Source organism: Clostridium polyendosporum, from assembly GCF_018332455.1.
In the GTDB taxonomy this organism is placed as follows: Bacteria; Bacillota; Clostridia; order Clostridiales; family Clostridiaceae; genus Clostridium_AY; species Clostridium_AY polyendosporum.
On the sequence record NZ_BOPZ01000012.1, the window covers coordinates 1 to 14,378 of the forward strand.

A 14,378-nucleotide genomic window follows, 5' to 3' on the forward strand; every position below is an offset into this window, starting at 1 on the left:
AGATTTATATAAAATTTTATTCAAATTAATAGAAAAGCTCTCTTTTAAAATTTATCCACAAGTTTGCTAGAAAACCCCTCTGTTTTTTAAACAGGGGGTTTTTCAGCAAACTGGAAAAAAATAACGACGAAAGTCGTTATTTTTTTTATTAGTTGTCATTTTATCAGGTGAAATCTGATTAAGAATGAAGGGGGACGATGCTTGCTTAGCTTTTGCTTTTAGTTAATGATCATATATTTAATAACTACATTTTTTTAAAACTTCCCGAATACTTTATTATATATAGATAAACAACTTCATAATTGAATTGACCGAGGATTCAAGTTGTTTGTTCTTAAATAAAGATTTTTGGGGAGTGGTTATCATAGCTAATAATAAGCTTGATACAACTTTAAATCTATTAAGCAATATACCAGATGAATTAATATTGAAGTTAAATAAAATAGCACAGAATGAAAGAATTAACAGGGGAAGTATAGAAGTTGTAGTCTTATTTGGGGAAGATGTGGATAAAGTTAGACAATCTGTGGATAAAATCGGTGGAAAACTAGAAATCCTAGGTTTTGGGTTTGGTATAGTTACCATAAAAGCTGTGGATATACGCAGGTTATCAGAACTTGAAGGGGTTCAGTATGTTGAACTTCCTAAGGTTCTTTTTACTTCTAGTTTTGAGAGTAATAGAGCTTGCTGTGTTCCTCCATTATGGGATATTGACGGATTAACAGGAGAAGGAGTTTTAGTAGGTTTTATAGATACAGGTATTGATTATACCCATCCTGCATTTAGAGATGATAATGGAGATACGAGGATTGAATATATTTACGATTTGTCTGAAGAACAAAGAGTTTATACTAAGACTGAAATTAACGAAGCACTGAGATCACCAAATCCTCTTTCAGTAGTTAATGTCACCGATACGTTAGGACATGGTACCCATGTAGCTGGAATAGCCTGTGCAGGAGGTAGAATCGATAAGCAGTATTATGGAGTAGCATTTAAAAGTTCTATTGCTATGGTGAAAATAACAAGATATGGGTTTGCTAATTTTGCTCTAAGTACACAACTGATGAGAGGTATAAAATTTTTAGTTGATAAATCAGAAGAATTAAATATACCTCTTGTTATAAATATAAGCTTAAGTACTAATGATGGCGCTCATAATGGAACTAGCCTTTTGGAGCAATATATTCAAACTGTTTCTAAACTTAAGCGTGCTTCTATAGTTATCGCAGCAGGTAACGAGGGTGAGGCAGCACATCATGTTGGTGGAGAATTAAGGGAAGAGTTAAATGTTTCTTTAGTAGTTTCCCAATTGGAGCAAAGTTTAACTCTTCAATTTTATAAGCCGCTACTTTCAGATATTTCTATTCAAATAACTAATCCCTCCGGTAATACTAGTGGTCCAATTATCGTAAATGAAGGGTTCATAAGTCAAAATATAGGTCAGGATAGATGCTTAATATATTTTACAGGTCCTAAACCCTTTGATATAAACGGAGAGATAACTGTAAGTTTTATTTCCACGGGAGACATGATAGTTCCAGGGGAGTGGAGAATTACATTGAGATCATTAAACAGATATAGAGGAGTGTTCAATATCTGGCTTCCTATCGCTGAGGCATTAAGTCCTCAAACCAGATTTCTTCAGCCTACTGTATATAATACTTTAGGAATACCAGCAACTGTTGAAGGTGTTATTTCTGTAGGCAGCTATGACTATAGGACTAACAATCTATCATCTTTTTCAGGAAGAGGACAATTACTAAATGCTCCATACACTAAGCCAGATATAGTAGCACCTGGTGAAGAAATATTTTCTACAGCAAGAGGTGGAGGGTTTGATACTAAAACAGGAACATCTATGGCAGCTCCACATGTATCTGGGATTTGTGCTCTTCTTATTGAATGGGGCATCATAAGAGGTAATGATCTGTTCCTCTTTGCAGATAGATTAAAGTATTATATTTCAAAGGGAGCTCAGAGAGATAGGCCGGATGTAGTATATCCAAATGCAAGTTGGGGCTTTGGAACTGTTTGTGCATCAAATACTATTAATTTGCTTAAAGAGGCTAAGGAGGGGAGAGGTGAAGTGAGAGAGCTCTTGAGACAAGAAAATCCTTTTATTAGTGAAAATTATAATAGTGTTGTAGTTGAATATTCAGGAGATATAGTTGAAGCAGCAAGTCAATATCCTAATGTTAGTGTTTTTGTATTGGATGAATTTCGTGCAATACTAAGTGCACCAGCTGGTCAATTACTGCAAATAGCAAGATCAATCAAACCAATAGTTAATATAGATATAGGAGGGATATATACTCTAAGTCAGATAGCTCCAGTTGAAGCCGCTCAAGCCACGCTATTTCATAATAATGTTTATCTTCCGTTAAATGGTAATGGGGTTATTATTGGCATTATTGATACTGGTATAGATTATTTAAATGATGAATTTATAAAAGAGGATGACACTACAAGAGTGGTTAAAATATGGGATCAGACTATTCAGACGGGAAACAAACCAGCAGAATTCCCCTTTGGAAGTGAATACACTGAAGAGGATATAAATAGCGCAATAAAGGCAAAAATTCAAGGTGGAGATCCTTACACTATAGTTCCTTCAAGAGATGAGATAGGTCATGGAACTCGAATGGCAGGATTAGCTGCTGCTAGAGGGAAAAATAGAGAGGTTGTAGGAGCTGCACCAAGAAGTACACTAGCTGTCGTGAAACTTAAGGAATCAAGTAGAGCATATCTTGACTATTTTGGTGTGTATGGAGATGAACCTGGCAGATATAATAATGTTGATCTTTTGCTAGGTATAAAGTATCTATTCAATCTAGCTAATAGTTTAGGAAAGCCAATGGTTATTTTTATACCAATGGGAACTAATTTTGGAGCTCATGATGGATCTACTGTTATTGAAAGGTATATTGATGAAATAACTAAGATAAGAGGAATAATAGTAGTTACTTGTGCAGGAAATGAAGGGGATTCAGACACTCATACTTCTGGTACTATAAGAAAGCAGGGAGATATGAGTACAATTGAACTTCGAGTAGGAAGAAATCAGACAAATCTTATGTTTGAAATCTGGGTAGGTAAACCTAATAAGTTCTCATTAGGTATTAATTCTCCTTCTGGAGAAGTAATTGATAGAATTCCTCCAAGAATAGATCAAGCAATAGACATTAACTTTGTTTATGAAGGCACCACTATGACCATACAATATTTTATCCCAGAAGAGACCACAGGAGACCAAAGGATTGTAATTAGGGCTCGGAATATTAGGGAAGGTATATGGGAGTTTAGGCTTATAGGTGATCTAGTAGTAGAAGGAAGATATGATGCATGGCTTCTTCAAAGAAAGTTATTAGCACCAGATACAAAGTTCTTAGCACCAAATCAGTATATAACATTAACTATTCCTGCTACTGCTAGAAGAGTCATTACTTCTGGATTTTATAATCAAAATATCAATGCTACTGTAGGGGCGTCTGGAAGAGGATATACTAGGAATGGAGTGATTAAGCCAGATTTTGTAGCTGGAGGAGTAAATGCAAAAACTACATCACCAGGAGGAAGTGTTGTTTCAATTTCAGGATCAAGTGTAGCAGGAGCAGTAACCACAGGATGCTGTGCACTACTTCTCCAATGGGGAATTGTTGATGGAAATGATCCTACTCTTTATGCAACAAAACTCAGAACTTATTTAATAAGGGGTACTTCAAAACGTGAGGGTGATATTTATCCGAATCAACAGTGGGGCTATGGAATGCTTAATATGAAAGGGGTTTTCGATAATATAAGAGGATTAGACAGACGTGATAATAGAAATAGATTAGATGGAAGTAACGTTCTTATTAGTGATAATGAATTTAAGATAGGAGATCTATTTATAAGAATGCCAGAATATTAATCACATAAAATGAACACCTCTCATACTATAATAGAGAAAAATTTATTAAGGAGTTTGGTTCATGGCTATAGGAAGATTAAAAATCCAAGCTTTTAGGGGTAACGAGTATATTCCATTAGATAATAGTAGAATAACAATAAGCCAAGTAGGAGAATTTGCTACGCCAGGTACACAAGACATACAAGTTACAACAGACTCATCAGGAACAACGCCAGAGGTAGAACTTCAGACACCACCTATAGAGTATTCTCAGGTACCAACAGATCAAGTTCCCTACAGCTTATGTGATATTAAGATTGAGAGGGAGGGATTCGCACCGGTATTTATAAGAGGAAGTCAGATATTTCCTGAAAGGATAGCCTTGCAGCAGGCTAATTTACAAGAAACAAGAACAGCAAGACAGGAGGGCCAAATTATACTAATCCAACCTAATAGGCTTGTAGGCAATTTTCCACCTAAGATTCCAGAAGATCCAGAAAAACCGCTTCCTCCACCAGTTGGAACCGTAGTGCTACCTGAGCCAGTTGTTCCAGAGTTTGTGGTAGTACACCAGGGGGTTCCAGATGATCCGGCAGCACCTAATTACACAGTTAGATATAAGGATTATATTAAAAATGTAGCTAGTTCAGAGATTTTTGCAACATGGCCTGATACTACAATAAGAGCAAATGTATACTGCATAGTTTCTTTTACATTAAATAGGATATATACAGAGTGGTATAGAGGAAAAGGAAAGAATTTTGATATTACAAGTTCTACAGCATATGATCATGCTTTTAGCTTTGGTAGAAACATATACGATAACATAAGTTCAATAGTAGATGAAATATTTGCAACTTATATTAAAAGATTTGGAAGGAAGCAACCTTTATTAACGCAGTACTGTGATGGACAAAAAGTTCAGTGTCCAGGATGGCTGACTCAATGGGGAAGTAAATATTTGGGTGATCAAGGAAGAGCTCCTTATGAAATACTAACAAACTTTTATGGAACAGACATAGAACTCCGAAGAGCAGAAGAGGTCGAAGGAATCCCTACCTCTTATCCAGGTTATACCTTAACTATAGGGGCGAGAGGTGAGCCTGTTAGAACTGTTCAAGAATTTTTAAATAGAATTGCAGAGAATTATCCATTAATTCCGAAGGTGCCAGTAGATGGTGTTTATGGACCTGCAACACAGGAAGCAGTTAAGGTATTTCAAAGTGTTTTTAATTTGCCACAGACAGGAAATGTAGATTACGCTACTTGGTATAGAATTTCAGATATATATGTAGGTGTAACAAAGATAGCAGAACTTAGAAGGAGTTCAGGAATAGAGAGAATTTTCTTTCCTCCAATTTCGTATGATTCATATAGACCTAATAATACTCCTCATGTTCCATACTTTGATGATCAAAACTGAGACGATGGTGCATCATTTTAGTACCATCAATGTTTTATGATATTTAATATAATTAAAAGTAAAGTGTACTACTTAATTTTACAGTAGTACACTTTACTTTTAATTTTTACTACATTTCTGCCATTCTTCTACATTCTGTAGCACATTGACGGCAAGTTTCTGCACATATATTGCAGTGTTCATCCTTAAACATACTACATTCACTAGCACATTTTTCACAAATAGTTGCACAAGTGTCGCAAATTAGTTGTGCATTTATGCTTCTTCTTGACATATAACAAGCTGCCAATGAACAGATTTGTGCGCAGTCAATAAGTGTTTTTATGCAATTCATTCTAGCATTTGCATCTGGTTCTTGTAGACATAGAGCAAAGCATTCCTCACAAATTTGTGCACACTTTGTACATATATCGATACAATTTTGGAATTGATCGTTGGGTTTCATTAGAGTATTTGTTGGCATTGTTGCAATTGGACTCATTTAGAACGCCTCCTTTAAAAAAATACACACTTAGTATTAACTTAAAGGTCTGTTCTTATGTATATATTCAGAGGTTTCAACCGATGAACAAGTATCTAAGGTATTTGTAGCACTTTTAGGTTACATATAGTATAGAGAGTTACCATTGAAAAGAAAAGTAAAACTTCTTAATTTTATTGCTTTTCATGTTAGGTCTGATCTCTGTTTATAAGCACTACGGTATATGCTTGTTTAATATCATTAGACTATGATACCATCCTTTATCTGTATTACTCTATCTGCTTTTTCAGCTATGTTCTTATCATGAGTTATTATTATAAAGGTTGTACCAAATTTTTTATTTATATCTCTAAAAATATTGTATACACATTCAGCTGAGTGAGAATCTAAGTTCCCAGTAGGTTCATCTGCCAATATAATTTTAGGATTATTCATAAGAGCTCTAGCAATTGCAACTCTTTGCTGCTGCCCACCTGATAAATCGTAAACCTTATTTTTCTTTATAGCAGATAGTCCAACTAATTCAAGAAGTTCCTCCGCTCTTTCACGAACTTTTCTTGATCCTAAAAAGCTTTTTATATTATAAGGCATAAGCACATTTTCTAAGGCATTAATTTCAGGCAATAGGTAGTGAAATTGAAATATAAAACCTATTTTTTTATTTCTAATCGAAGCTAAGGCTCGTCTACTCATTTTATCAACTCTTTCACCTTCTATATATAATTGTCCGTTTGTAGGTTTGTCTAGAGTACCTATTATATTTAGTAATGTAGTTTTACCGCTCCCAGAAGCTCCTATAATAGAATTAAATGAACCTTCATTGATAGATAAATTTATATTATTTAACACATGTGTTTTTACTTTTTTACCATGAACTTTATTAATATCTTTTAATTCTATAATGTTAGCCATTTTTTATTACCTCCATAGGAGTTAGTTTAAAGGTCTTTATAGCGGGAAGGATAGCAGCTAAAGTTGATGCTATTATATCAATTACAGACGATATAATTATAAAGTTATAATCTATAACTATATTAATTAAAGGAGTACCTTCTGATGAAATTATATGTATATTAAAAGCTTTTATATATATAAGGGTTAACAATATGCCAAGTCCAGTCCCAAACATACCTAATATAAAAGCTTTCAGTATAAATATAAGTGCTGAAGAACCATCTTTCATTCCCATTGATTTTAAAATACCTATTTGCTTGTATTTTTGAACCACACTTATTCCAAGTATACTTATTATGCTTAGAACTGCTGAAAGAAGTACAAAAAACTGAATTATAATACTGCATATTTTTTGTCCTACTATTGCACTAAGTAAAAGTTTATTCTGGGTTTTCCAATTTTCTACTTTTAATTTGCTGTCTGAAAGGCCATTTTCTATTTTCTTTGCTATGTAATCTGCATTGTAGGGATCTTTAATAGATATTTCTATAGAATTCACACGATCTCCAAAGCCTATTAAATCCTGAGAGGTTTGTAAATTCGTAATAAGCCAAAGTCTATTTACCTTTACAGAACCTAAGTCATAGAAACCTACTATTGTTAATTGGGTTTTTCTATTATTAATTGTTACTATATCAATTTTATCACCTATTTGGAGCCCTAACTTTTCTTTTAAGTCTATTCCCATCAATACTTCCCCAGTATTTTCAATAGTTCTTCCCTTGTAAATCTTACTTTTTATATTATATAGTGAATCAAGATCTTGAGGAATGAATCCTTGTATTCGCACTGGTTCAGTCGTATTATTAAGTCTAACAAAGGCATTATATTCTGAATTAGGGGCTACTGATACTATTTGGCTATCTAATTTTTTTATAGTTTCTTTTTTTTGCTGGTAATCTTCTATTGCACCATAAATTACTATATGGGCAGAATTGCCTGCAACTTTATTCAATAGCGAATTTTCAAGTCCCTTACTAAGAAGTCCAATAAAAACTTGTACAGATACGCCAACAGCAATTCCTAAAATTATTATTAATGTTTGAATTTTGTTTGTTATTAAAAATCTCCATGCTATTTTTAATGATGTAATCATATGTGTAACACTCCTCCTAATAAAGAATAATCTTTTGTCTGTTTACATAATTTTACATAGCTATTTTAACTAACCTAATAATATTTTTTCCTTAATTAATGTTTCTTTATTTTGTGAGGATTATATAATTGTCGTTTAAAAATACTATAACTATACTTTGATAAAAAATATAGTATTATTAAATAAAATAATAAAAAATTAATAAAAAATTAACTACTTTACAACTTACGACAAGAATATCATAATATTCGTGACTGTATAAAGGAGATTTTCATTATTCTATTTAAATAGAACATATTATATTAAATGAATATATAATATATGTATTGAATTTTAAGGTGATATTATAAAATAGATTTTTTTATATTATGAGGATAATAATGAAAAATAATATTAAATTAAACAAGAATTATTGAAAAATTATCCATAAAAAATAAATTGTTTACCCACAGCTTAATTTGTATTAAAATGCTTTAGGGAGACTTAGATGAACGTTTATGGATTTTGACCAATTATTATCTGTATTGGAGGTATATGTTATATGAGTTTAGTTAAAGGAAACTGTATTGTAGCACAATCTGGAGGCCCTACAGCAGTGATAAACTCTTCAGTATATGGAGTTTTAAAGAGATTTTTAGAAGTATCAGAAGGTGGAAAAGTATATGCTGGAGCAAATGGAATACAAGGTATAATTGAGGGGAAAATATTTGATTTAGGTGCATTAGATAGTAGTGAACAAGAAATGCTTAAATACATGCCATCAGCAGCATTAGGTTCAAATAGATATAAATTAAAAGATCCTAAGACCATGCCTGAAGAATATGAAAATATATTCTCTACATTTGAGAAGCTGGATATAAAGTATTTCTTCTATGTAGGTGGTAATGACTCTATGGATGCTGCAAGCAAGCTTAATGAGTATGCACAAGCAAATGGACACGATGTAAAGATTTTTGGAGTGCCTAAAACTATAGATAATGATTTGGTAGGAACTGATCACTGTCCAGGATTTGCAAGTGCAGCAAAATATATATGTAATACAGCAATAGAATGTTGGATGGATGTGAATTGTTATAAAGATGAAGGCATTATTATAATAGAGGTAATGGGAAGAGATACTGGATGGTTAGCAGCTTCAAGTGGTATTATACAAAAAGCTGTTCCTGATGTTAATCAGTTGATATACTTACCAGAGGCACCGTTTACTGAGAGTAAGTTTATAGAGGATGTTAAGAAGGCTAGAGAAAAGAATGGTAAAATTTTAATAATAGCGTCAGAAGGTTTAAAAGATGAAAATGGCGAGTACATAAATATTGATAGTAACTGCTATAGTAGTGATGCGTTTGGACATAAACAGCTTGGTGGGATAGGAAGATATCTTCAAGAAGTTATAAAAGAAAATATACATAATAGAGTAAAGATGATAGAGTTAAATATAACTCAAAGATGTGCGAGGCACTGTGCTTCAAAGACTGATATAGATGAAGCTATAATGGTAGGAGAAGCAGCAGTAGACTATGCAATTAAGGGCATCAGTGGATATATGGTTGGCATAAAAAGAACAACTGATAAGGGATATAAAGCTGTTGCAGACCTTGTGCCACTTAATGAAGTATGCAACATGGTTAAAAAAGTACCAGTAGAATGGATAAATATTGAGAAAGCTACAGTTAATCAAGAAATGATAGATTATATTGAACCACTTATAGTTGACCAAGTTGATTCTTTCCAAAGCAATGGCTTAGTTAAGTACGTTAACTTAACAAAAAAGTTTGTAAATTTAGATTAGTTATTAAATAAAACCGAACATACTTAGCTTTAATCAAATGTAACTTTGTGAAATGGCACCAATAAAGTTGAGAGGGCATTGAACCCTTTCCGTTGTAGTCAGATTCCACTTCGTGAAATGATAAGAAATAAAGGAATTCAGCTTAAGTTGAATTCCTTTTTAAATTCATTATTTATTGAAAGGTATTAATTCACTAAACGCCTTCATTATCAAATTTCGGCACGTAACTAATATTATTTGTTCCACTGTCCTGTACAAAGCCATTCTTAATTCCAATAGAAAGAGCATAGTCTATCATAGAGTCATAATGACTTGGATATAATGGTTTATTTATTTCAGGGTATTCATTAGTTTTATTCATAGGAATATACTGATTCATAAGGCTTAAGTAAACTGTGTGTCCAAATGTAGTATAAATTTCATCAAGAACCTTTTTAGAATCAAAGAGAAGTCCAGGAAGCATTAGATGTCTTATAATAACTCCTTTTTCAATTAATCCTTTCTCATTAAACTTAGGCTCTCCAACCTGATGAAACATTTCTTTAATTATATTTTTTATATTTTCCACATAACCAGGAGCTTTAGAATATTTAATGGCATATTTTTTATCAAAGAACTTAAAATCAGGAAGGTAAACATCTATACATCCTTCTAAGGTTTTTATTGTTTCAATGGTATCATAGCCATTAGTATTGTAGAGAATAGGAAGTTTTAAGCCTCTATTTTTTCCCAATTTTATAGCTTCAATAATTTGGGGAACATAATGAGTTGGAGTAACAAGATTTATATTATTTGCTCCTTTTTGTTGAAGTTCAAGGAATATTTCACTTAACCTTTCTATGGAAATCTCTTTACCTCTATACTTTTGACTTATCTCATAATTTTGACAAAACACGCAGGAAAGATTACAGTGTGAGAAAAATACAGTACCAGAACCTTCTTCTCCGGAGATACAAGGTTCTTCCCAAAAATGAAGCGCTGCTTTTGCTATTTTTACTTCAGCGCTTGCTTTACAGAAACCTAGAACTCCAGATAATCTATCTACGTTACATTCTCTAACACATAGCTTACATCTTTGCAGTATTTTTGTATTGTTCAATTTTAACACCTCTAGTGAACATATTTATGCTATGATTTATTACTATTTCATCAAGCAAAATCTGCCTAAAGTTAAGTGGATTCAATGTTTAAACAGTTTCATTATACAAAATTCAAAAGATGTTGACTATAGAAAGTTTATTCTACTTCATTTTATAGATATAGAAACATATACATTGACAAATAAAGAATAAACTTAATGCTCCAAAAATTGGATAAAGAGTAGATATAAGATTTGTGAAACCTATTTGAGATATAGGTAGAGCGATAACTATTACTAAGAATATACCATACTTGTATTTAAGTTTAAAGGTTCTATCTAAGGTTTTTGAAATTGAATAAACATCAGAGACTTCAGTAGAGAACATCTCAAGCCAAATAATGATTAAAAGCATTAACTGCATCAACTTTCCAAATCTATTTGTGATATAAAGCAATGGAATCTCATATTGATAAATGTAAGGCTGATTAAGCATAAGCATAAGATTTATAAATAAACATAAAATAGTAAGTCCTATTGATCCAAGTGTAATACCTAAAATCATAGTTTTAGTTTTTTTCATCTCGGTGCTTAAAGGTACTAGCACTCCAGAACAACACAGAATATTATATCCTGCATAAAGAATAGTAGAGAGCCACCATTCATCTTTTTTTGCTCCAAGATTTTTCATGTGGTCAAGGGTTATTATGTCTCTATAGAACATTAAGTATAGAATGAGTATAGTAGAAGTTACTATAATAAGAGATGGTACTATAAGAGAATTAATTTCAATTAATCCGGAGGTTTCCTTCATTAGTGTAAGTAAAGCTAATGTTGCCATTATTAATGTTCCTATTATTTTAGGTATTCCGAAAAACTGATTCATAATAGCTCCACTTCCTGCAAGAATTATAGATGCTGATGATACAAGATAAAAAGTAGTAATAAAACCAGTTATTTTACCTAAAAAATTTGGACTTACAATATTAATAAGTTCACTATATGAATTAAGATTATAACGTATACTTATCCGTGATATTATAGAGCACATACAAATATAAAAGATTCCACATAAAATTATTCCAATGAAGCTTTTATATCCATAAGAAGTAAAGAATTGAGTTATTTCCTTTCCAGAAGCAAGACCAGCTCCTACTATAGTTCCTATAAAAACTGCTGCTATTTGAAAAACCTTAACAAATTCTTTTTTCAATATGATCCCTCCGTAGGTAGTTCTTTATAAATAATATATATGGGTTGTCCTAGAATTATTCTAAGATATACATTGAAAATTCAATTATACTTTTAACGTATTTGGAAACCCTAATATTGTAGAAAAGATAAGGAGTGGAGTGACATGAGTAAAAAAATATGGTCATTTCTTGGTGTTATATTAATTATTTTTTGTTCATTTTGTGGATGTAAAAAACAAGGTAATGGGCTTAGCGAGAGTGAAAAAAAGAAATATTTAGTTAATGAAAAACAAGCTGTTGAAGTGGTTGAAAAGTACATAGGCTATATTGCAATGAATGATTTTGAGAATGCTAGAAAACTTTGTGATCCAGAGCTTGCAAATAAAACTCAGGATTTGTACAATGCTGAGCTAGAGATAGTAGATTATTTAGTAAGTGATATAAGTCAAGCAGGAGGAAATGTAGTTGTAAGAGTTAAGGTAAATAGAATAAAAAGAGGAGTACCAAGAGCAGATGTAGATTTATTTATTGTTAAGGTCAGCAAAAAAAATGGGGAAAACTATAAAATACAGGATGTGAAAGCTTCTATAATAAGTGAGGCTTATGAGGAGGGGGATAAAATTAAATCTATATCAGCAGACGATCCAAAATCAAAAACTGTAATAAAACTTACTAATGTACCAAAGGATATGTATCCTAAGAGTAATAAAGCTAATATTTTAAAAAAGACTGTGCCAGATAAACAGTTTGGAGCAATAAATTATGCTATCTCAGGTAAGAAGATGGCTATATCTACGAGGGATGATAAAGGTTCATATATAGCTACATTAGAAATAGAAGAAGCCGTTCCTACTATTGCAGATAAAAAAGAAGAAGGGGAAGGAAAAGAAGATGAAAAGGAAGAAAAAGAAGATGAAAAACCATTAGCTAAGAAAATAAAATCTGTGGACATATACGACAATGCTTATGTCAATGCCTTAGTTTTTTCTCAAGATGATAATTATTTAGCTGTAGAATATATAGAACAAGGAAGTGGTAGAAGATTAAAGATATATGGCGTTTCAGAAACAAACCTAGTTGATGCAGATTTTGATCAACTTTTTCCTAAAGATAAATATGAAATAGTTTTTTCAAAGTTTGGTAAAAATGAAGTCTTTTTTGATATAAAGGCACTTAAAAACGCAAAGGATTCAAGACAAGATGTAGTTGGCAAGTATAAATTAGATATAAAAGATTTAAAGGTAATGAAATTGTAATATAATAAACTTACATAATTACTTAATGTTAGATATATATCTTTAAAAATAAAAATATAAGAAGTTAGGCATAGATTAGAATAAAGTTAGAATTAGTATTTATAATTAGCAAGTATGGAAGAAATTCGGCTTTAGCTGAATTTCTTCCTTTAATGTCAAGTATGTTGTCTAATTCTTAAATACAATTTAGTATATATTAAGTTTATAAAATAATTTAAGTTAGAAAGGTTGATTTCATGAACAAGAAGACAGAATGGGGAGGCAAAAGATATCATAGTCTTAATTATTTTTTAAGAGAAAAGTTTGGAGAAAAGGTATTTAAAATATCATTAGATGCAGGATTTACTTGTCCAAACAGAGATGGGACAATAAGTAGAGGAGGATGTATCTTCTGCAGTGAAAGAGGATCAGGAGATTATGCTGGAGAAAGATGTTTTTCTATATCTAAGCAATTTGAACATATAAAAGAAATGATGGCCAAAAAGTGGAAGAATGGAAAGTATATAGCATACTTTCAAGCTTATACGAATACTTATGCACCTATAGAAGTGCTTAGAGAAAAATATGAAGAAGCTATATCACAAGAAGATGTAGTTGCTCTAGCGATAGCTACAAGACCAGATTGCCTTACAGAAGAAGTTTTAGATTTGTTGCAAGAGATGAATAAGAGAGTTTATACATGGGTAGAACTTGGTCTTCAGACTGTAAATGAAGATACTGCAAAGGTAATAAATAGAGGATATAAGTTGAATGTTTTTGAAGAAGCTGTAAGAAACTTAAGAATTAGAGGAATAGATGTGGTAGTACATACTATTTTTGGACTTCCAGGAGAAGATGAAAAAGATATGCTTAAAACAGTAGATTATGTAGCACATTGTGATATACAAGGAGTAAAATTTCATCTTCTACATCTTATGAAGGATACTCCACTTGTTAAGTTATATGAACAAGGCAGAATAAAGTTCCTAAGTCAAGAGCAATATATAAGTCTTATATGTAAGTCGATAAGTATGCTTCCACAGGATGTAGTAGTACATAGATTAACTGGTGATGCACCAAGAGCACTTCTTATAGGACCTATGTGGAGTTTGAAGAAGTGGGAAGTTTTAAATGATATAGATAAATATATGGAAGATAATTCATCTTACCAGGGGTTGGATTTTTTTACAAATAACTTGAAATAGATTTGTAATTTCTTCATATAGAATATTCCTCA

The 14,378-nt window shown here is 31.9% G+C and carries 10 protein-coding genes; 5 read left to right on the forward strand and 5 right to left on the reverse strand.

Features of this window, described 5'->3' with window-relative positions; all coding sequences use genetic code 11:
* The first annotated feature begins 328 nt into the window (after positions 1-328).
* On the forward strand, positions 329-3,913 hold the full coding sequence (locus tag CPJCM30710_RS18065; RefSeq protein WP_281413965.1) for a S8 family peptidase: 3,585 nt from the start codon (positions 329-331) through the stop codon (positions 3,911-3,913).
* A gap of 61 nt (positions 3,914-3,974) precedes the next feature.
* Complete coding sequence (locus CPJCM30710_RS08280) at positions 3,975-5,315, forward strand: peptidoglycan-binding domain-containing protein (protein ID WP_212903703.1); 1,341 nt, start codon at positions 3,975-3,977, stop codon at positions 5,313-5,315.
* Positions 5,316-5,424: 109 nt separating this feature from the next.
* On the opposite strand, the gene CPJCM30710_RS08285 is transcribed toward CPJCM30710_RS08280, so the two are convergent.
* From CPJCM30710_RS08285 to CPJCM30710_RS08295, 3 genes are all read right to left on the reverse strand, one after another.
* Positions 5,425-5,796 carry a four-helix bundle copper-binding protein gene (locus CPJCM30710_RS08285; protein WP_212903704.1) on the reverse strand — a complete coding sequence of 124 codons (372 nt, stop codon included), beginning with the start codon at positions 5,794-5,796 and terminating at the stop codon, positions 5,425-5,427.
* Between the two features lie 240 nt (positions 5,797-6,036).
* Positions 6,037-6,708, reverse strand: a complete 672-nt coding sequence (locus CPJCM30710_RS08290) for an ABC transporter ATP-binding protein (RefSeq protein WP_212903705.1) — start codon at positions 6,706-6,708, stop codon at positions 6,037-6,039.
* Complete coding sequence (locus CPJCM30710_RS08295) at positions 6,701-7,846, reverse strand: ABC transporter permease (RefSeq protein ID WP_212903706.1); 1,146 nt, start codon at positions 7,844-7,846, stop codon at positions 6,701-6,703. Before CPJCM30710_RS08295 ends, CPJCM30710_RS08290 begins: the two co-directional genes overlap by 8 nt.
* A gap of 541 nt (positions 7,847-8,387) precedes the next feature.
* On the opposite strand from CPJCM30710_RS08295, the gene CPJCM30710_RS08300 reads away from it, so the two are divergent.
* Positions 8,388-9,635, forward strand: coding sequence for a 6-phosphofructokinase (locus tag CPJCM30710_RS08300; RefSeq protein WP_212903707.1), 1,248 nt, complete (start codon positions 8,388-8,390; stop codon positions 9,633-9,635).
* 193 nt (positions 9,636-9,828) lie between these two features.
* Here CPJCM30710_RS08300 and CPJCM30710_RS08305 read toward each other — a convergent pair whose 3' ends face one another.
* Together CPJCM30710_RS08305 and CPJCM30710_RS08310 are read right to left on the reverse strand one after the other, a co-directional pair.
* Positions 9,829-10,734, reverse strand: a complete 906-nt coding sequence (locus CPJCM30710_RS08305) for a radical SAM protein (protein ID WP_212903708.1) — start codon at positions 10,732-10,734, stop codon at positions 9,829-9,831.
* Between the two features lie 142 nt (positions 10,735-10,876).
* Positions 10,877-11,926, reverse strand: coding sequence for a YkvI family membrane protein (locus tag CPJCM30710_RS08310; protein WP_212903709.1), 1,050 nt, complete (start codon positions 11,924-11,926; stop codon positions 10,877-10,879).
* Between the two features lie 144 nt (positions 11,927-12,070).
* Here CPJCM30710_RS08310 and CPJCM30710_RS08315 point away from each other — a divergent pair, with 144 nt between their 5' ends.
* Both CPJCM30710_RS08315 and CPJCM30710_RS08320 read left to right on the forward strand, forming a co-directional pair.
* Positions 12,071-13,162 (forward strand): hypothetical protein, encoded by a 1,092-nt coding sequence (locus CPJCM30710_RS08315; RefSeq protein ID WP_212903710.1) that lies wholly within the window; start codon positions 12,071-12,073, stop codon positions 13,160-13,162.
* Positions 13,163-13,398: 236 nt separating this feature from the next.
* Positions 13,399-14,346: a TIGR01212 family radical SAM protein gene (locus CPJCM30710_RS08320; protein ID WP_212903711.1), complete on the forward strand. Its 948-nt coding sequence runs from the start codon at positions 13,399-13,401 to the stop codon at positions 14,344-14,346.
* The last annotated feature ends 32 nt before the right edge of the window (positions 14,347-14,378 follow it).

Coding starts and splice junctions, on each gene's coding strand:
- CPJCM30710_RS08315 (WP_212903710.1), top strand. CDS start 12,071: ATGAGTAAAAAAATATGGTCATTTCTTGGTGTTATATTAATTATTTTT.
- CPJCM30710_RS08285 (WP_212903704.1), bottom strand. CDS start 5,796: ATGAGTCCAATTGCAACAATGCCAACAAATACTCTAATGAAACCCAAC.
- CPJCM30710_RS08320 (WP_212903711.1), top strand. CDS start 13,399: ATGAACAAGAAGACAGAATGGGGAGGCAAAAGATATCATAGTCTTAAT.
- CPJCM30710_RS08290 (WP_212903705.1), bottom strand. CDS start 6,708: ATGGCTAACATTATAGAATTAAAAGATATTAATAAAGTTCATGGTAAA.
- CPJCM30710_RS08280 (WP_212903703.1), top strand. CDS start 3,975: ATGGCTATAGGAAGATTAAAAATCCAAGCTTTTAGGGGTAACGAGTAT.
- CPJCM30710_RS08300 (WP_212903707.1), top strand. CDS start 8,388: ATGAGTTTAGTTAAAGGAAACTGTATTGTAGCACAATCTGGAGGCCCT.
- CPJCM30710_RS08295 (WP_212903706.1), bottom strand. CDS start 7,846: ATGATTACATCATTAAAAATAGCATGGAGATTTTTAATAACAAACAAA.